Annotated in this window: 15 protein-coding genes; 8 read left to right on the forward strand and 7 right to left on the reverse strand. The window is 68.4% G+C overall.

Annotated elements, in window-relative coordinates; genetic code table 11:
• Positions 1-2: 2 nt before the first annotated feature.
• The 3 genes from ACI48I_RS07310 to ACI48I_RS07320 form a co-directional block, all read right to left on the reverse strand.
• Positions 3-338, reverse strand: coding sequence for a cupredoxin domain-containing protein (locus ACI48I_RS07310; RefSeq protein WP_498573760.1), 336 nt, complete (start codon positions 336-338; stop codon positions 3-5).
• 10 nt (positions 339-348) lie between these two features.
• Complete coding sequence (locus tag ACI48I_RS07315; RefSeq protein WP_498573761.1) at positions 349-879, reverse strand: DUF4142 domain-containing protein; 531 nt, start codon at positions 877-879, stop codon at positions 349-351.
• Between the two features lie 73 nt (positions 880-952).
• Positions 953-1,303, reverse strand: coding sequence for a DUF3147 family protein (locus ACI48I_RS07320; RefSeq protein WP_498573762.1), 351 nt, complete (start codon positions 1,301-1,303; stop codon positions 953-955).
• Between the two features lie 314 nt (positions 1,304-1,617).
• Between ACI48I_RS07320 and ACI48I_RS07325 the strand changes: the two genes are divergently transcribed.
• The 4 genes from ACI48I_RS07325 (at position 1,618) to pyk (ending at position 6,919) form a co-directional block, all read left to right on the forward strand.
• Positions 1,618-2,706, forward strand: a complete 1,089-nt coding sequence (locus ACI48I_RS07325; protein WP_193685254.1) for a tartrate dehydrogenase — start codon at positions 1,618-1,620, stop codon at positions 2,704-2,706.
• Between the two features lie 123 nt (positions 2,707-2,829).
• On the forward strand, positions 2,830-4,179 hold the full coding sequence (locus tag ACI48I_RS07330) for a dicarboxylate/amino acid:cation symporter (protein WP_498573763.1): 1,350 nt from the start codon (positions 2,830-2,832) through the stop codon (positions 4,177-4,179).
• A gap of 26 nt (positions 4,180-4,205) precedes the next feature.
• Positions 4,206-5,486, forward strand: coding sequence for a glycerate kinase type-2 family protein (locus ACI48I_RS07335; RefSeq protein WP_498573764.1), 1,281 nt, complete (start codon positions 4,206-4,208; stop codon positions 5,484-5,486).
• Positions 5,483-6,919 (forward strand): pyruvate kinase, encoded by a 1,437-nt coding sequence (gene pyk, locus ACI48I_RS07340; RefSeq protein WP_498573765.1) that lies wholly within the window; start codon positions 5,483-5,485, stop codon positions 6,917-6,919. Before ACI48I_RS07335 ends, pyk begins: the two co-directional genes overlap by 4 nt.
• 41 nt (positions 6,920-6,960) lie before the next feature.
• On the opposite strand, the gene ACI48I_RS07345 is transcribed toward pyk, so the two are convergent.
• The gene (locus ACI48I_RS07345) at positions 6,961-7,920 is read right to left on the reverse strand and encodes a LysR family transcriptional regulator (protein WP_498573766.1); all 960 of its coding nucleotides are present in this window, start codon (positions 7,918-7,920) and stop codon (positions 6,961-6,963) included.
• A gap of 140 nt (positions 7,921-8,060) precedes the next feature.
• On the opposite strand from ACI48I_RS07345, the gene ACI48I_RS07350 reads away from it, so the two are divergent.
• A complete protein-coding gene (locus ACI48I_RS07350; RefSeq protein ID WP_498573767.1) occupies positions 8,061-9,047 on the forward strand; it encodes a Bug family tripartite tricarboxylate transporter substrate binding protein in 987 nt (328 codons plus the stop codon).
• 41 nt (positions 9,048-9,088) lie between these two features.
• Positions 9,089-9,421: a VOC family protein gene (locus ACI48I_RS07355; RefSeq protein WP_193685260.1), complete on the forward strand. Its 333-nt coding sequence runs from the start codon at positions 9,089-9,091 to the stop codon at positions 9,419-9,421.
• Here ACI48I_RS07355 and ACI48I_RS07360 read toward each other — a convergent pair.
• From ACI48I_RS07360 to ACI48I_RS07370, 3 genes are read right to left on the reverse strand one after another with little or no spacing between them, the layout of a single operon-like run.
• Positions 9,418-11,838 carry an ABC transporter permease gene (locus tag ACI48I_RS07360; RefSeq protein WP_498573768.1) on the reverse strand — a complete coding sequence of 807 codons (2,421 nt, stop codon included), beginning with the start codon at positions 11,836-11,838 and terminating at the stop codon, positions 9,418-9,420. The two genes, ACI48I_RS07355 and ACI48I_RS07360, sit on opposite strands and share 4 nt — an antisense overlap.
• Positions 11,835-12,515, reverse strand: a complete 681-nt coding sequence (locus ACI48I_RS07365) for an ABC transporter ATP-binding protein (RefSeq protein WP_498573769.1) — start codon at positions 12,513-12,515, stop codon at positions 11,835-11,837. Before ACI48I_RS07365 ends, ACI48I_RS07360 begins: the two co-directional genes overlap by 4 nt.
• 29 nt (positions 12,516-12,544) lie before the next feature.
• A complete protein-coding gene (locus ACI48I_RS07370) occupies positions 12,545-13,789 on the reverse strand; it encodes an efflux RND transporter periplasmic adaptor subunit (protein WP_498573770.1) in 1,245 nt (414 codons plus the stop codon).
• 257 nt (positions 13,790-14,046) lie between these two features.
• Between ACI48I_RS07370 and ACI48I_RS07375 the strand changes: the two genes are divergently transcribed.
• Both ACI48I_RS07375 and ACI48I_RS07380 read left to right on the forward strand, forming a co-directional pair.
• The gene (locus ACI48I_RS07375) at positions 14,047-15,387 is read left to right on the forward strand and encodes a sigma-54-dependent transcriptional regulator (protein WP_498573771.1); all 1,341 of its coding nucleotides are present in this window, start codon (positions 14,047-14,049) and stop codon (positions 15,385-15,387) included.
• A complete protein-coding gene (locus tag ACI48I_RS07380; protein ID WP_498573772.1) occupies positions 15,377-16,609 on the forward strand; it encodes a sensor histidine kinase in 1,233 nt (410 codons plus the stop codon). The genes ACI48I_RS07375 and ACI48I_RS07380 overlap by 11 nt, the downstream gene beginning before the upstream one ends.
• The last annotated feature ends 2 nt before the right edge of the window (positions 16,610-16,611 follow it).

Genomic DNA, 16,611 nt, shown 5'->3' on the forward strand with positions numbered 1-16,611 from the left:
CTTCATTTCACGACCAGGGTGGCCGTCATCGTGCTGTGCAGCGTGCACAGGTAGGGGTAGGACCCGGGCTTGGCCGCCTTGAAGCGCCAGCTGGCCCCGGGGGCGATCGCCGGCGAGCTCGGACCGCCGCTGCCGGACTGTGTAGCGGTCGCCGTGTGCGGGAACGGGTCCTTGTTGCGCCACACGACGGTGTCGCCTGCTTTTACCTCGACAGTTTGCGGGATGAAGCGCATTCCGTCGATCAGGATCGTGTGCACGGCCGGGGCCGCCTGCACCGCCGGGCCGAGCGCGGCCAGCAGGGCGAGCGCGCAGCCCGCCCTTTTTAGAAGGAAAGCCACGGCCGCCGCCTTATTTCATTGCCGACTGCAGCTGTTTTGCGTGCTCGAGGTGGGCCACGAAAGCCGGACGGGTCTTGACCAGCGTGTCCTTCAGCTCGGCATTCTTCGCATTCGGGATCAGGGTCTTGTCGAGCGCGTCGATCACGGACTGATGGTAGGCGACTTCGTGGTCGACATAGGCCTTGTCGAATTCCTTGCCCTTGAGCCCCTTGAGCTTGGCGATGTTCTCGGCGCCGCCCGCTTTCAGGCTCTTGCTCAGATCACTGTCCGTCGGCGTCACCTTCAGCTTTTTCACGAGCGCGCCCGCCTGCTTGTTGACGCCGGTGTGGTCGGTCACCATCTGTTTGGCAAACGACTTCACCTCGGCCTGCTTCGTCGTCTTTTGCGCGAGCTTGCCGGCATCGATATCGACTTGGTTGGCGGCAACGACGATACCGGCAATCTGGGCGTCGTCCGGCGCCGTCTGCGCGAAGGCGCTACCGGCGAGGGCGAACGCGCCGGTAATGGTGGCGCACAACAGCTTGTGGGTAAATTTGCTCATGGCATGCTCCTCTGTAGGTGGATGTTGTTCTTGCACCCATTAGATGTCGCATCCTGCGTTTGCGTTGCAAGAATTAAAGGAGCACGATTCCGAACCGTTTCACCACCAGCGCGAAGGCACCGAAGCAGGCCACCGTGAGCAGGGTGCAGGCCCCCAGGGTCGGCCAGAAGCCGAGCCGGCCCAGCAGCCAGGGAAAGGCGAGGAACATCGGCAGCGTCGGCACCACGTACCAGAAGGTGTACCAGGCGTGGTTGGCGACCTTGGCCGCCGGCTGGTTCTCCAGGTGCAGCCAGACGAGGGTCAGCAGCGTGACCATGGGTAATGCTGCGATGAAGCCGCCGATGCGGTCGCTGCGCTTGGCCAGCTCGGACACCAGCACGACGACCGCCGCGGTGACCAGGTATTTCGTGATGATCCACTTCATGTTTTACGCTCACACGTTGATATGTCTGGGCAGCATTATCCATGGGACTGCAGAACCTGGCAGTATGCTTGACCATGAGGCCACCAGACCGTTTCCCCGGGTTCTGCCGGGGCCCCACCTTGCGTCACTCCCGCCTTCCGCCCCTACGTACTGCGTAGCACGGGTCATCCAGCCCAGCAGTCAACATTCAACGCCGCCCCCGATGCATTGTTAAGCTGGAGTTAATAATGGTTTGAGTCCGGCGTCGTTCCGGACCGTCCGTCCCCCGGTACAGTGCATGCACGACATCACCTACCCAGACGGAGACAGCAGCAATGAAAACCTATCAAATCGCAACCATCCCAGGCGACGGCATCGGCAAGGAAGTCGTGCCGGCGGGCCAGCAAGTCCTGGCGGCGCTGGCTGCAGGCAGCAACCGCTTCCAGTTCGCCTTCGAAGACTTCGACTGGGGCGGCGACTACTACCGCAAGCATGGCGTCATGATGCCGGCCGACGGCCTCGACGCACTGCGCGGCAAGGACGCAATCCTGTTCGGCTCGGCCGGCGACCCGGATATCGCCGACCACATCACCCTGTGGGGCCTGCGCCTGAAGATCTGCCAGGGCTTCGACCAGTACGCCAACGTGCGTCCGACCCGCATCCTGCCCGGCATCGACGGTCCGCTCAAGCGCTGCGCACCGGAAGACCTGAACTGGGTGATCGTGCGCGAGAATTCGGAAGGCGAGTACTCGGGCGTCGGCGGGCGCGTGCACCAGGGCCATCCGATCGAAGCGGCGACCGACGTCAGCATGATGACCCGCGTCGGCGTCGAGCGCATCCTGCGCTATGCCTTCACACTGGCGCAGTCGCGTCCGCGCAAGCTGCTGACGGTGATCACCAAGAGCAATGCCCAGCGCCATGCGATGGTGATGTGGGACGAGATCGCGCTGGAAGTCTCGCGCGACTTCCCGGACGTGAAATGGGACAAGGAACTGGTCGACGCAGCCACGGCCCGCATGGTCAACCGTCCGGCCACGCTGGACACGATCGTCGCCACCAACCTGCACGCCGACATCCTCTCCGACCTGGCCGCGGCGCTGGCCGGCAGCCTGGGCATCGCCCCGACCGGCAACATCGATCCCGAGCGCCGCTACCCGTCGATGTTCGAGCCAATCCACGGTTCGGCCTTCGACATCATGGGCAAAGGCCTGGCCAACCCGATCGGCACCTTCTGGTCGGTCGTCATGCTGCTCGAGCACCTCGGCGAATCCGAAGCCGCGCAGCAGGTGATGGCGGCCATCGAAAGCGTGACCAGCACCCCTTCGCTGCACACGCGCGACCTGGGCGGCAGCGCCACCACCGTCGAAGTCACCCGGGCGGTGTGCGACTGGATCAAAGCCCGCGGCGAGCGCGCCGCAGCGTAAAACCGGTTCGTCCACCGGCGCCGCGCCCTGCGGCCCGGTTCAGAAATACCCGCGTCCCCTCGTACAACACCCGCCGCAGAGCGGGGAGGGGGCGCTGCAAGCAGCAGACATCAAGGAGACATCATGTCAACCCGCATTTTCGGAAAACTGTACGTGCAGGTCCTGATCGGCGTGCTCGCCGGCGGCCTGCTGGGCTTCCTCTATCCCAAGCTGGGCACCGACCTCAAACCCTTCGGCGACGTCTTCATCCGCCTGATCAAGATGGTGTTCGCACCGGTCATCTTCGCGATGGTGGTGCTCGGCATCGCCCGCATGGAAAGCATGAAGGAACTGGGGCGCGTCGGTGTCCGCGCCCTGATCTATTTCGAGGTCCTGTCGACCTTCGCCCTGCTGCTCGGCCTCATCGTCGTCAACGTGTTCCAGCCCGGCGCCGGCATGAACGTCGACGCCAAAGCGCTCGACACCCACTCGATCGCCAACTACACGGCCGCCGCCGCCAGGTCGACCGGCTTCGTCGACTTCCTCCTGAACATGGTGCCGACCAGCGTGGTCGATGCGCTGGCCAAGAACGACATCCTGCAGATCCTCGTGTTCGCGACCATGTTCGGCGTGGCGCTGTCGCATATGGGACGTGCGGCGAAACCGGTGGTCGACATGCTGGAAGCCTTCAGCAACGCCATGTTCGTGGTGGTGCGGATGGTGATGCGCATCGCGCCGATCGCCGCTTTTGGCGCCATCGCTTTCACGGTCGGCAAATACGGCCTGGCCTCGCTGCTCTCGCTCGGCCAGCTGATGGGCTGCATGTACCTGACCTGCCTCGCCTTCATCTTCGTCGTGCTCAATGCGATTGCCCGCGTCTCGGGTTTCAGCCTGTGGAAGTTCCTCCGCTATATCAAGGACGAGATCTTCACGGTTCTCGGAACCAGCTCCTCGGAGTCGGTCGTGCCGCAGTTGATGCACAAGCTCGAGCACCTCGGCGTCTCGAAGCCCGTGGTCGGCCTGGTGGTGCCGGCCGGCGTCACCTTCAACCCGGACGGGCAGTGCATCTACTACACGATGGCCGCGATCTTCATCGCCCAGGCCACGAACACGCCCTTGTCGCTACTGGACCAGTTCGTGATCATGGGCGTGCTGATGGTGACCTCGAAAGGCTCGGCCGGCGTCACCGGTTCCGGCTTCATCACCCTGGCGGCGACGCTCGCCTCGATGGGCAACATCCCGGTCGCGGGCATGGTGCTGCTGCTGGGCGTGGACCGCTTCATGTCGGAAGCGCGGGCGATTACGAATACAATCGGCAATGCGGTGGGCACGGTGGCGATCGCGAAGTGGGTGGGCGGCGTCGACAGCGAGCGCATGCACCGCATCCTCGACGGCCAGGAAGTGCCGTCGCTGGCCAAGCCGGTCGAGGAAGCCCCTGTGCCGGTCGACCTGAATGTCGTCGGCCTGGCCGGCGGCCAGAAGGCCTCGGCCTGAACCCGTCCTACGTGCTGGAGAAAGATATGGAGAGCGAGCGTGACTTCCTCGAAGGCCTGTTCCGGGCCGCGATCGCGGCGGCCCAGCCGGCCCTGTGCATCCCGGCGTATTTGCCGGAAGCCCCACGCGGCCGCCTGCTCGTGATCGGCGCCGGCAAGGCCTCGGCCGAGATGGCGCGCGCGGTCGAGCGCCACTGGCCGGGCAAGCTGGAAGGGCTGGTGGTCACGCGCTACGGCCATGCGGTGCCCTGCGAGCGGATCGAGATCGTCGAGGCCGCGCATCCGGTGCCCGACCAGGCCGGGCTGGACGCCGCCGGACGCATGCTCGCGCTGGTCGGCGGCCTGACGGCCGACGACACCGTGCTGTGCCTGATCTCGGGCGGGGGCTCCTCGCTGCTGCCCTTGCCGCTGCCCGGCATCACGCTGGCGGACAAGCAGGCGGTCAACCGCGCGCTGCTCGCTTCGGGCGCCAGCATCGGCGAAATGAACTGCGTGCGCAGGCACTTATCAAGCATCAAGGGCGGCCGCCTTGCCGCTGCCTGCCATCCGGCGCGGGTGCACACGCTCCTGATCTCCGACGTACCGGGCGACGACCCGCGCGACATCGCCTCCGGTCCCACGGTGGCCGACGCCAGCACCTGCGCCGACGCACTGGCCATCGTCGAGCGCTACGGTATCGCCTTGCCGCCGCAGGTACGCCAGGTCCTGGCAAGCGGCGCCGGCGAATCCGTGAAACCGGGCGACCCGCGCCTGGCGGGAAATACGGTGCACATGGTTGCCACGCCCCGGATGGCGCTCGAAGCGGCGGCGCGGGTTGCCGAAGCGGCGGGCGTCAAGGCGTATATCCTCGGCGACAGCGTCGAGGGCGAAGCGCGCGAGGCCGGCAAGGTGATGGCCGCCATCGCCCTGCAGGCCGCACGCCGCGGCCAGCCCTTCGCTACCCCGTGCGTGCTGCTCTCTGGCGGCGAGACCACGGTCACCATCAAGGGGGACGGCAGGGGCGGGCGCAACGTCGAATTCCTGCTCTCCGCGGCCATTGCCCTGCGCGGCGAGCCGGGCGTGCACGGCCTGGCCGGCGACACCGACGGCGTCGACGGCGTCGAGGAAATCGCCGGCGCCTACTTTTCGCCGCAGACCCTCGAACGCGCCTTCGCCCTTGGAACGAGGCCGCAGCAAAGCCTGGACCGCAACGACGGCCACGGTTTTTTCCAGCAGCTGGGCGACTCGGTCGTCACCGGGCCGACACTCACCAACGTCAACGATTTCCGGGCCTTCCTCATCAACCCGGCATCCAGGAATGAAACATGAATCGCAATCGCAAAGCCAAAATCGTCGCCACCGTCGGTCCCGCCAGTTCCAGCGCGGCCACCCTGGAAGCCATGTTCCGCGCGGGCGCAGACGTCTTCCGCCTGAACTTCAGCCACGGCACCCACGAGGACCACAAGGCGCGGCTGGCCATCCTGCGCGACCTGGAAAAATCCCTGGGCCGGCCGATCGGGGTGCTGCTCGACCTGCAAGGGCCGAAGCTGCGCATCGGCAGCTTCGCCAACGGCCCGGTGAAACTCGCGCCGGGCGCCGCCTTCCGGCTCGACCTGAACAGCGGACAAGCGGGCGACGTCGAGCGGGTCGCGCTGCCGCATCCGGAAATCTTCGCAGCCCTGGAGGAGGGCGCGCGCCTGCTGCTGGACGACGGCCGCATCGAACTGCAGGTCAAGCGCTTCGGCGACAATTACGCCGATACCGTCGTGGTGGCCGGCGGCATGCTGTCCGACCGCAAGGGCGTGAACGTGCCGGGCGTGGTGGTGCCGATGTCGGCACTGACCGAGAAGGACCGCAGGGACCTGGATTTCGGGCTGGCCCTCGGCGTGGACTGGATCGCGCTCTCCTTCGTGCAGCGGGCCGAGGACATCCATGAGATCAAGGAAATCGTCCAGGGCCGCGCCGGAATCGTCGCCAAGCTCGAAAAGCCGGCCGCGATCGCCCAGCTCGACGCGATCGTCGAGGCGGCCGATGCGGTGATGGTGGCGCGTGGCGACCTCGGCGTCGAGATGCCGGCCGAGCAGGTGCCGGCGATCCAGAAGCGCATCGTGCGCGCCTGCCGCCGCCTCGGCAAGCCGGTGATCGTGGCAACCCAGATGCTCGAGTCGATGGTGTCGGCGCCGGTGCCGACCCGCGCCGAAGCCTCCGACGTCGCCACCGCCGTCTACGACGGGGCGGATGCGGTGATGCTGTCGGCCGAATCGGCCTCCGGTCAGTTCCCGGTCGAAGCCGTCAAGATGATGAACAGCATCATCGAGCACACCGAATCGGATACCTGGTACGCCGAGAGTATCAAGGCGGCCCAGCACCCCACGCGCGCCGAGATTGCGGACGCCATCGGCCTGGCGCTGCGCAACGTGGCCGACCTGCTGGACGTGGCCGCGACCGTCGCCTACACCATGTCCGGCCACTCGGCCCTGCGCGTGGCGCGCGAACGCCCGCGGGCGCCGATCATCGGCATGACGCCCAAGCTGGCCACGGCGCGCCGCCTGGCCCTGGCCTGGGGCGTGCATGCGGTGCTGGTGCACGATGTGGAGTCGGTGTCGGAGATGACGGACTTCGCCTGCGCCACGGCCGGCCGCGAGGGCCTCGCCAGGCCCGGCCAGGCCATCGTGATCGCGGCCGGCATGCCCTTCGGCGCCGCCGGCACGACCAACCTGCTGCGCATCGCGCGCCTGGACGAGAACGGCGGCGGTCAATGAGCGCCGGCGTGGAGCGTCCGCCCGCATAAAAAACGGAAGGATCAGGCGCCGCCGCTCGCCTCGTTCGACGGCCAGCGCGCCACTTCCTGTCCCATCGGCGTCGCCGCCGAAAACGCGGCGGCGACGAAGTCGACGAAGGAACGCACCCGCGCCGCCGTCTGCAGCTGGTGCGGGTACACCGCATAGATGTCGGCGCCCGGCGTCTCCCAGTTCGCCAGCACCTGGCGCAGGCGTCCGCTCTGCAGGTATTTCGCGATATCCCATTCCGCCCGCATGATCAGCCCGTGCCCTTCGAGCGCCCAGTTGACGGCGATCTCGCCATCGTTGGTACTCAGTTCGCCGCGCACCTTGACCGTCTCGGTGCGCTGGCCGGAACTCAGGTGCCAGATGCCATATCCCTCCGCGCCCTGGCGGATGCCGATGCAGCTGTGGTGGGTCAGATCGTTCGGTACGCGCGGCGTGCCATGGCGTTCGAGATAGGCGGGGGCGGCGCAGATCAGGCGCCGGTTCGAGGCCAGGCGGCGCGCGATGACGCGGGTGTCGGGCGGTTCGCCGAAGCGGATCCAGACGTCGCAGGCGTCCTCGATCAGGGTCGGCGGATTGACGGTCAGCTGCAACTGGACATGCACGTCCGGATGGCGCTTGTGGAAGGCCGAGATCAGCGGCGCGATATGGCTGCGGCCGAAGCCGAGGGTGGCGTTCACCCGCAGCAGGCCCTTGGGCGCCGTGGCGGCGCTCGTGATCATCTGCTCCATGTCCTCGATGTCGGCCAGGATGCGGCGCGAATGTTCGAGGTAGATCTCGCCCTCGGCCGTGAGCCCGATGCGGCGCGTGGTCCGGTGCAGCAGGCGGGTGCCCAGGCGCGCCTCCATCTGCGACAGGCGCTTGCTGACCCCGGCCGTCGTGACATTCAGTTCGCGCGCCGCCGCCGACAGGCTGCCGGCACGCACCAGCAGGCTGAAAAAGGCCATCTCGGACTGGGCGTTGACGGGAGTGGACATTGTTAATCCAAGTTTAATAATGGTTCAACTTTAGCGTCATCTTTGAGTGCCCGCAACCCGTATATTCAGCTCCTGACCCGTCGTTACCAGCCCGGCAACCGGGACCACGAAGCGAATCCATAACTTTTCAGGAGACGAGCATGCAAAAGCATCCCCGGCAGTACCAGCGTATTGCCCAAGCCCTTGCGCTGGGCGTGTTACTCGGAAGCGGCGCCAGCGCAATGGCCCAGGCCTGGCCTGCAAAAACCATCAGCATCGTCGTCCCGTTCGCGACCGGCGGTACCACCGATGCGATCGCGCGCACGCTGGGCCAGGAACTGTCGAAAAGCCTGGGCCAGCCGGTGATCATCGAGAACAAGCCGGGCGCCGGCGCGACCATCGGCGCCGACTATGTCGCCAAGGCGAAGCCGGACGGCTACACGCTGCTGGTCGGCGCCGTCCATCACACGATCGCCACCAGCGTCTACAAGAAGCTGCCCTACGACTTCCAGCGCGACCTGGCGCCCGTGTCGACGGTGGCCATGGTGCCGAACGTGCTGGTGGTGAACCCGAACCTCGCGGCGAAGAACGTCGCCGAGCTGGTCGCGCTGGCGAAGAAAACACCGGGCAAGTTGAGCTTCGGTTCGAACGGCAACGGCACCGGCCAGCACCTGATCGGCGCCCAGTTCAGCCTCGCCAGCGGCGTCGACATCGTGCACGTGCCCTATAAAGGCAGCGGTCCGCTGACGATCGACCTGCTGGGCGGCCAGATCGACATGTCCTTCGACACCGTCACGCCGGTGCTCTCGCATATCCGGGCCGGCAAGCTGCGCGCCCTGGCGGTCACCACCATCAAGCGCTCCGCCGCGCTGCCCGAGGTGCCGACGCTCGACGAATCCGGCCTGAAGGGCTTCGACCAGGGCACCTGGTTCGGCCTGCTGGCGCCGGCGGCGACGCCGAAAGACGTGCTGGCGCGCCTCAACACCGAGGTCGTCAGCATCGTGAAATCGCCCGAATTCCAGAAGCGGATGGAAGAGATCGGCGCCGTTCCGATCGGCGGCAGCGCCGCGCAGATGGCGGCCCAGATCAAGACCGACACCGAGCGCTACGCCAAGCTGGTGAAGGACGCGAAGGTCACCGTCCAGTAAGCCGTACGCCATCCCTGGGGACCGTCGGGTAAAGTCGGGCCATGCCCGACTTGAAAAAATACCCTGATACTCCCGACGGCCGCTACTTCGTGGTGCGCGGCCGCCTCTGGCGCACGAGTAATCCGGCACTCGCGCCGGAAAAACGGCAAGCACTGGTCGACCGTCTCATGACGGCGCGGCGCCAGGTCGGCGCCGCCAAACGGGCAGGGGACCGCGAAGCCGAGCGCAGCGCCCGCGCGGCCGTCGACGAGGCCAAGCGCGCGCTCGGCGAGCGCGGCCCCGTGTGGTGGAACGACGGCGCGCCGGACTACAACCGCAAGCTCGCCGCCAACACGCCGTATGCAGCCTGGTACGCCGCGCTGCAACAGGACTAGCTGCGCAGCGCCTGCACCGGACTCATACGCATGGCCACCGCCGTATGCCTTGCCGTCGCCGCCAGTGCCGCCAGCAGCGCCAGCGCCACCGCCGCCACCAGCGGCCACTGTCCCAGCGGCGCATGTTCGGCAAAGCCGTCCAGGTAGGTGCGGATCGCCAGCGCCGCCGCAGGCAGTCCGATCAATCCGGCCACCGCCACCGTCAGCCCGAACTCGCGTCCCAGGCGGCGCGCGATGGCGCCGTCGCTGGCCCCGTACAGCTTGCGGATCACGATCTCGCGCCGGCTGCGCTGCACGGTGTAGGCCGACAGCACATAGATGCCGAAGGCGGCCAGGGCCAGCGCCACCAGGCTGGCGGCGCCGAGGATCTTCACCATGCGCAGGTCCTGGCGGTAGCTGTCGCCGAAGATGCTGGCCGCGCTTTTCATGTACATCATCCCGTTCGGGAAGTACTGGCGCCAGGTCGGGCCGATGGCGTGCGCCAGGGTTTGCTGGTCGAGCGAGCTGCGCACCGTGACGACGCCGTCCGAGTCGGTGAGGAAGTAGACGATCGGTCCCGGGCGCTCGCGCATCGACTGGTGCCGTACGTCCGGCGCCACCCCGACGATGGTCAGGTCGAAGCCGTCGGGACCCGCTGCGAACGGAAGCTTGCCGACCACTTCTTCCGCCGTGCGATACCCCAGCGCCCGCACCGCCGCCATGTTCAGCAGCGCCACCCTGGCCTTGGGCTGGTCGCGTTCGGCGCTGAACAGGCGTCCGGCGACGGGGCGGATGCGGTACAGGTCGAAGAATTCGGGCGACACGCGCTTGATCTCCATCGGCATTTCCTGCCCGCCAGGCGTGGCGAAGCCGCCGGTGATCTTGTTGGCGTCGCGCCCGATCGCTTCGGCCGATACCGCAGCGCCTTCGATGCCGGGCACCCGCGCCACCGCGCGCACGAAGCCCTGCACCTGTTCGTCCTTCGCCAGCGGCATCTCCAGCAGCGTCAGCCCGGCCGGATCGAAGCCGGGATCGGCGCTCGTCGCATACCAGGTCTGCCAGCCCACTGCCACGGTGACGCCGGCCAGCGCCATCGCGGTGGCGAACTGCAGCACCGTCAGGGCACGCCGCAGCCACAGGTTGGTCGTCGTCTCGCTGCTGCTGTCGCGTCCCGCCAGGACGGTGGACGCGTGCACCCGCAAGGCCGTCCACGCCGGGTACGCCCCGGCCGCCAGGCCGGCCAGCACGCCCAGGCCCAGCGCCAGCGCCAGCCGGCCGGGCGTGAAGAAGCCTTCCAGCTTGCGGTCCACCAGGTCGGCGAACAGCGGCTGCAGCAGCCAGGCCAGCAGGATGCCGGCGCAGGTTGCGATCAGGGCGACCAGCACCGACTCGGCCAGGAACTGGCCGGCCACGCGCGCTGCGCTCGCCCCCAGCACCTTGCGCATGCCGATCTCGCGCTGGCGCCGCAGCGTGCGCACGGTGGCGAGATTGATCCAGTTGGTCATGGCGAGGGCCAGGATCAGCAGGGCGACGCCGGCCAGGGCCAGGGTACTGTCGCGCTGGCCGTAGTTGCGCTTGTCGCGGCCGCTGGCGAGATCCGCGTCGAAATACGCATCCGGCATCGCCGCCAGCCTGATATCGACGCCATGGCCGGTCAGCGAGCGGCCCATCGGTCCAGTGCGGAAGCGCTGGTTGACGGGCGATGCTTCCACCGCGTCCTGCAGCAGTGCGGTGAGCCGGACGCTGCCGGCGCCGGGACGCAGCTTGAGGAAGATCTGCCCGCGCTCCTGGTCGGAAGGGTGCAGGTTGCGGTCTTCCGGCTTCAGTGCGCGGCTGAGCGGGCTGCCCAGCGCTTGCCAGCGCACCGTGGTGTTCGCCGGCAGGTCGGGAAGCACGGCCAGCACCTGCAGCAGCTCCTGGCCGACGCCCACCGTCCTGCCGACCACCTCGGCCTGGCCGAACAGGCGCAGCGCGGTCTCGCGCGTGAGCGCCAGGCCGTCGGGCCGGGTCAATGCCGCCTTCAAGTCTCCGCTGAGCGGCACGATGCCGAAGATGGGGCCGAAGTCCGGGTCGACCGCGAACATCCTGACTTCGTGCAGCTGGTCGCCGGCGCGCAGCGGCTGCTGGACCTGGCGTGCGATCGAGGCCTGCTCGACCGCGCCGCTGGCGAGCGCCGTGTCGCGTAGCGACAGCGTGGCGCGCGTGTTCCAGTCCGGGCGCGGGAAGAAATTGATGCGCTGTTTGACGACATAGACCCGTTCGCCGTCCGGCACATGGCTGTTGTAGTTCAGGCAGTAGGCGACGAAGCCGAGCAGCAGGAAGCAGGCGGCGCAGGCGACGGCCAGGCCGAGTACGGTAACGGCCGAATAGCCGGGTTCCTGCAGCAGCTGGCGCCAGCCGATGCGGAAGTCGCGCGCGAAGTTAAGTTTGATCCTCATGCGGCCCTCAGCGCGTCGATGACGATGCGGCCGTCCAGCAAATTCAGCGTGCGCGAGGCCTGGGCCGCGTGTGCCGGCGAGTGGGTGACCATCACGACCGTCGTGCCCTCGGCGTTAATCGTGCGCAGCATGCGCATCACTTCGTCGCCGTGGGCCGTGTCGAGGTTGCCGGTCGGTTCGTCCGCCAGCAGCAGGGCGGGACCGGCCACCAGCGCGCGGGCGATCGCCACGCGCTGCTGCTGGCCGCCCGAGAGCTGCGATGGCTTGTGGCGCGCGCGGTGCGCCACGCCGAGCTTGTCGAGCATGGCGCCGACCCGCTCGCGCCGCTCGGAGGCGCCCATGCCCGTGTACTCGAGCGCCAGCTCCACGTTTTCGAACACGTTCAGTTCGTCGATCAGGTTAAAACTCTGGAAGATGAAGCCGATGCGCCCGCGCCGCAGGCGGTTCAGGCGCGCCTCGCTCCACCCGGCCACGTTCTCGCCGTCGAACCAGTAGTCGCCGGTACTGGGCACGTCGAGCAGGCCGAGCAGGCCCAGCAGGGTGGATTTGCCGCAGCCCGAGGGGCCGGTGATGGCGACGTATTCGCCGGCCTCGATCTCGAGATCGATCCGGTCGAGCGCCATGGTGTGGACTTCGCCTGCCACATGGGTCTTGCTGATGCCTGAAAGTTTGAGCATGACTTTCCTTGTTTTCCTTGGGTGAGAGATTACTGCGAAATGCTGAGCGCGGTCGACTGTCCGAAGGCCGCATAGCTGGAGACGATGACCCGTTCGCCCGCTTGCAGGCCGGCCAGCACCTCGACCTGGGCGTTGCTGCGCCGGCCGGTGCGCACCTCGCGCCGCCGGGCCGTGCGGCCGCTTGCGTCGACCACGTAGACCCAGGCGCCGCCGCTGTCGCCGGCCCAGGCGCCGCCCGGGAGCAGCAGGGCGCGCGCCGGATCACCCAGGGTGAGCTGGGCGTCCAGGCTCTGGCCGGGGCGCAGGGCAGGGGGTTGCGCGTCCGTGAACAGCAATTCGGCGAGAAAGCGGCCTTCCTTGATCTGCGGGTAGACGCCGGAGATCCGCACCGGATAGCGCCGTCCCTCGTAGTCGACCGCGCCCGTGCGTCCGATCGCCACCCGGTTCAGGTAGAACTCGTCGATGCGCGCGGCGAGCTTGAAGCGGCTCGGGTCGTCGATGCGGCCGACGTTCCTGCCGGTCGCGATCGACTCGCCGACCTGCATCCGGAAGTCCGTCAGGCGGCCCGTGCTCGGTGCGCGTACCACCAGCGCGTCGACGGTCGCCTGCACCAGCTGCAGGCCGGTATCGAGTCCGCCGATTGCCTTTTCCAGCTGCGTCAGGGCGGGTGTGCGCACGCGGCTGTCGGCGGCGGCGCTGCGCTGTTCCAGTTCGATCGCACGTGCTTCCTTGTCGAAGGCGTCGCGCGACTCTTCCAGCGCCACGGCGGAGATGAAGCCCTGCGCCGCCAGCCGCTCGTTGCGCGCATGGCGCTTGCGTGCCTGCTCCAGGTTGAAGGCCAGTTCGTCGAGGCGGCGCTGACGGGTGGCGCGGTCGCTTTCCTGGGCCAGGCGCAGGTTGGCCAGGTTGTAGAGCTGCTGCGCCTGTTCGGCCTGGCGCGCCAGCAGTTCCAGGTTGCGCTGCGGGTTGGCGATGCGGAACAGGAGCTGCCCCTTTTTCACCAGCTCGCCGTCACGCACGAACACTTCCTCGATGCGGCCCGATTCCACCGAATCGAGGATGACGGAGTCGAGCGGCGCGGCGTTCGCGCGCACCACGAGTTCGTCGCGAAATACGCCTTGCTGCACGCTTGCGATCGCGAGCTCGGCCCGTTCCACGCGCAGTCCGCGTGGAACCTGGTGCCAGAGCCAGGCGCCGCCGGCGAGCAGCAGGACGGCAGCCAGCGCGCAGAGCAGGATCGCCTTGCCGCGTTTGCGCGGAACGATGGTGTCCATGGCGGCGCCGGTGGCCGGAGTGGGAAGCGATTGCAGCGACATGAGGGGCCCGGAGAGTGGTGACAGGACCTGTCATTGCAAGCGCCGTGCCATGGCGGCCCCAAGCCCTTTTTGCCCCCCTTTTGCAGTCAGCCTGTCCGCTCCCGGACAGGGCAGGTGTTCATATCCGGACAGGTGTGCGGGCACGGCGAATTTGTGATTTCGCCATCTCATCTTCGCTGCTAGAATGCCCCGGACTTCAACCCAGCCAGGCCGCCATGGACCCGACCACCGCCCGCATCCTGATCCTCGACGACGACGCCGACGTGGCCTTCGCCGCGCGGATGCTGCTGCGCCGCCGCCATGGCGAAGTCACGGTGCTGCAGGACCCTGCGCGGCTGGCGCTGGCCCTGGCGCAGGGTGTGCCCGACGTGGTCCTGCTCGACCTGAACTTTACGCCGGGACGCACGGACGGCGCCGAAGGCCTCGCCGTGCTCGACCTGCTGCGCCGGCAACCGCGGCCGCCGGCCGTGATCGCCCTGACGGCCTACGCCGACGTGCCGCTGGCGGTGGAGGCGCTCAAGCGCGGCGCGGGCGACTTCATCACCAAACCCTGGGACAATGCGCGCCTGCTGGCCGCCGTCGATGCCGCCCTGGCGCGCCGTAGCACGGCCTGCGTTGCCGGCGCCGCGTCGATCCTGATGGGCGAGTCGCCCGCCATGGCGGCAGTCAGGGCGATGGTGGCGAGTGTCGGTCCCACCGAGGCGAACGTGCTGGTGCTGGGCGAGAACGGTGTCGGCAAGGAGCTGGTGGCGCGCGCCATCCACGCCGCGTCGAAACGCGCCGGCGCCGCCTTCCTCGCCGTGGACATGGGCGCGCTGCCGGAAGCGACCTTCGAGAGCGAACTGTTCGGCCACCGCAAGGGTTCGTTCACCGATGCGAAGGCGGACCGCGACGGCCGCTTCCAGGCCGCGCGCGGCGGCACGCTGTTCCTCGACGAGGTCGGGAACATGCCCTTGGCGGCGCAGGCCAAGCTGCTCGCCGCGCTGGAGCGGCGCGAAGTGACGCCGCTCGGCGCCGACCGGCCGCAGGCGGTCGACGTGCGCATCGTCAGCGCCACCAATCTCGATGAAGCGAGCCTGTTCGACCCGGGCGTGTTCCGTCCCGACCTGCTGTTTCGCCTGAATACCATCGTGATCCGGGTGCCCCCGCTGCGCGAGCGCCGCGGCGACATCCCCGGCCTGCTGCGCCACTACCTGGCGCACTACGAAGCGCAGTACGCGCGGCCGGCGCGCGCGCTGTCGAACGCGGCACAGGCGGCGCTGCTCGCATGGCAGTGGCCGGGCAACGTCCGCGCGCTGCGCCACGCCTGCGAACGGGCCGTGATCCTGGCGGCGGGCGCGGCCTACGAGACCGGGGACTTCGGCCTGGGCACGCCGGCCGTCGCGCCGTCCGCGCTGGCCGCTCCCGCGCTCGATGACCAGACCCTGGGCGAAGTCGAGCGCGGCGCGATCGCCGCCGCACTGGCCCAGGCGAAGGGCAATATCAGCGAGGCCGCGCGCCGGCTCGGCCTGAGCCGCGCCGCCCTGTACCGCAAGCTCGAGAAGCATGGCCTCTAGCGCTTCGCTGCGGCGCGGAGCCCTTGCCGGTGTGGCCGCGTTGATGGCGCTGGCGGCCGCTGCCGGGGCCGCGGCGGGCTCGCCGCGCCTGCAGGTCACGTGCGCGCTGGCGGCGCTCGTCCCCGCCTGGCTCGTATGGCGCGCGCTGTCTCGCATGGCGCCGCCGCCGGCGCAAATGGCCCAGGCAGATCCGCCGATGCTGCGGCGAGCGGACGACGCACTGGTGCTGGAGGCACGGCTCGAACATGCGCCTGTCGCACTGTTCCTGCTCGATCCCTCCACTTGCGCAGGCGAGGCCGCGCCCCTGAATGCCAGCGCGCGCCAGCTGCTCGCGCCCGGGCGCGTGACAGATCGCGCGGCACTTTGCTCGCAGCTGGCCGCGCAGCCGGCGAGCGGCCGCGCGCTGCTCGCCTTCGACACCGAACGCGGCGTTGAACGCGCCATGGTGGCGATGTCCTCGCTGACGGTGCAGGGCAAGGCGCAGCGCATTGCCGCGCTGCTCCCGGTCGAAAGCGAACTCGAATCCGAAACCCTGAACGCCTGGCGCCAGCTGGTGCAGGTGCTGACCCACGAGATCATGAATTCGCTCACGCCGGTGGCCTCGCTGTCGAACACGGCGCAGGGCATGCTGGCGGAACTCCAGCCGCAGCTCGAGGGCGAAGTTGAAGCCGAACTCGCCGCCGACCTGGGCGCGGCGCTCGACGCCATCGCGCGCCGCGCCACCAGCCTTGCCGATTTCGTCGGCAGCTACCGCAGCCTGTCCAGCATGCCGGAACCGGTGCCGGAGCAGGTCGCGCTCAAACAGCTGCTGGCGCGCGTGTCGATGCTGGTCGAACCGGCCTGGCGCGCACGCGGCGGCGAGCTGCGCATCCTGGTCGAGCCGGACTCGCTGGCGCTGGTGGCCGATGCGGGCCAGCTCGAACAGGCCCTGATCAACCTGTTGAAGAACGCGTTTGAAGCGACCGCGGGCCTGGCGGCGCCGCGCGCCACCGTGCACGCGCGCCTGGTGCGCGGCGCGCGGCTGCGCATCGAGGTCAGCGACAACGGTCCCGGCGTGCCGGAAGAACTGCTGCCGCACATTTTCACGCCCTTCTTCACCACCCGGAAGGGCGGGCGCGGGATCGGGCTGGCGCTGGTGCGCCAGCTGGTGCATGCGAATGGGGGCACCGTCCGCCACGTGCGTCCCGTGACGGGCGGCGCCCGCTTCGTGCTCGGTTTCTGAGG

The sequence above is a fragment of the Massilia sp. LXY-5 genome (genome assembly GCF_059801075.1).

What these genes read in the sequence shown, in the direction of transcription:
- ACI48I_RS07315 (WP_498573761.1), bottom strand. Translation starts at nt 879, where the DNA reads ATGAGCAAATTTACCCACAAGCTGTTGTGCGCCACCATTACCGGCGCG.
- ACI48I_RS07320 (WP_498573762.1), bottom strand. Translation starts at nt 1,303, where the DNA reads ATGAAGTGGATCATCACGAAATACCTGGTCACCGCGGCGGTCGTCGTG.
- ACI48I_RS07325 (WP_193685254.1), top strand. Translation starts at nt 1,618, where the DNA reads ATGAAAACCTATCAAATCGCAACCATCCCAGGCGACGGCATCGGCAAG.
- ACI48I_RS07330 (WP_498573763.1), top strand. Translation starts at nt 2,830, where the DNA reads ATGTCAACCCGCATTTTCGGAAAACTGTACGTGCAGGTCCTGATCGGC.
- ACI48I_RS07335 (WP_498573764.1), top strand. Translation starts at nt 4,206, where the DNA reads ATGGAGAGCGAGCGTGACTTCCTCGAAGGCCTGTTCCGGGCCGCGATC.
- pyk (WP_498573765.1), top strand. Translation starts at nt 5,483, where the DNA reads ATGAATCGCAATCGCAAAGCCAAAATCGTCGCCACCGTCGGTCCCGCC.
- ACI48I_RS07345 (WP_498573766.1), bottom strand. Translation starts at nt 7,920, where the DNA reads ATGTCCACTCCCGTCAACGCCCAGTCCGAGATGGCCTTTTTCAGCCTG.
- ACI48I_RS07350 (WP_498573767.1), top strand. Translation starts at nt 8,061, where the DNA reads ATGCAAAAGCATCCCCGGCAGTACCAGCGTATTGCCCAAGCCCTTGCG.
- ACI48I_RS07355 (WP_193685260.1), top strand. Translation starts at nt 9,089, where the DNA reads ATGCCCGACTTGAAAAAATACCCTGATACTCCCGACGGCCGCTACTTC.
- ACI48I_RS07360 (WP_498573768.1), bottom strand. Translation starts at nt 11,838, where the DNA reads ATGAGGATCAAACTTAACTTCGCGCGCGACTTCCGCATCGGCTGGCGC.
- ACI48I_RS07365 (WP_498573769.1), bottom strand. Translation starts at nt 12,515, where the DNA reads ATGCTCAAACTTTCAGGCATCAGCAAGACCCATGTGGCAGGCGAAGTC.
- ACI48I_RS07370 (WP_498573770.1), bottom strand. Translation starts at nt 13,789, where the DNA reads ATGGACACCATCGTTCCGCGCAAACGCGGCAAGGCGATCCTGCTCTGC.
- ACI48I_RS07375 (WP_498573771.1), top strand. Translation starts at nt 14,047, where the DNA reads ATGGACCCGACCACCGCCCGCATCCTGATCCTCGACGACGACGCCGAC.
- ACI48I_RS07380 (WP_498573772.1), top strand. Translation starts at nt 15,377, where the DNA reads ATGGCCTCTAGCGCTTCGCTGCGGCGCGGAGCCCTTGCCGGTGTGGCC.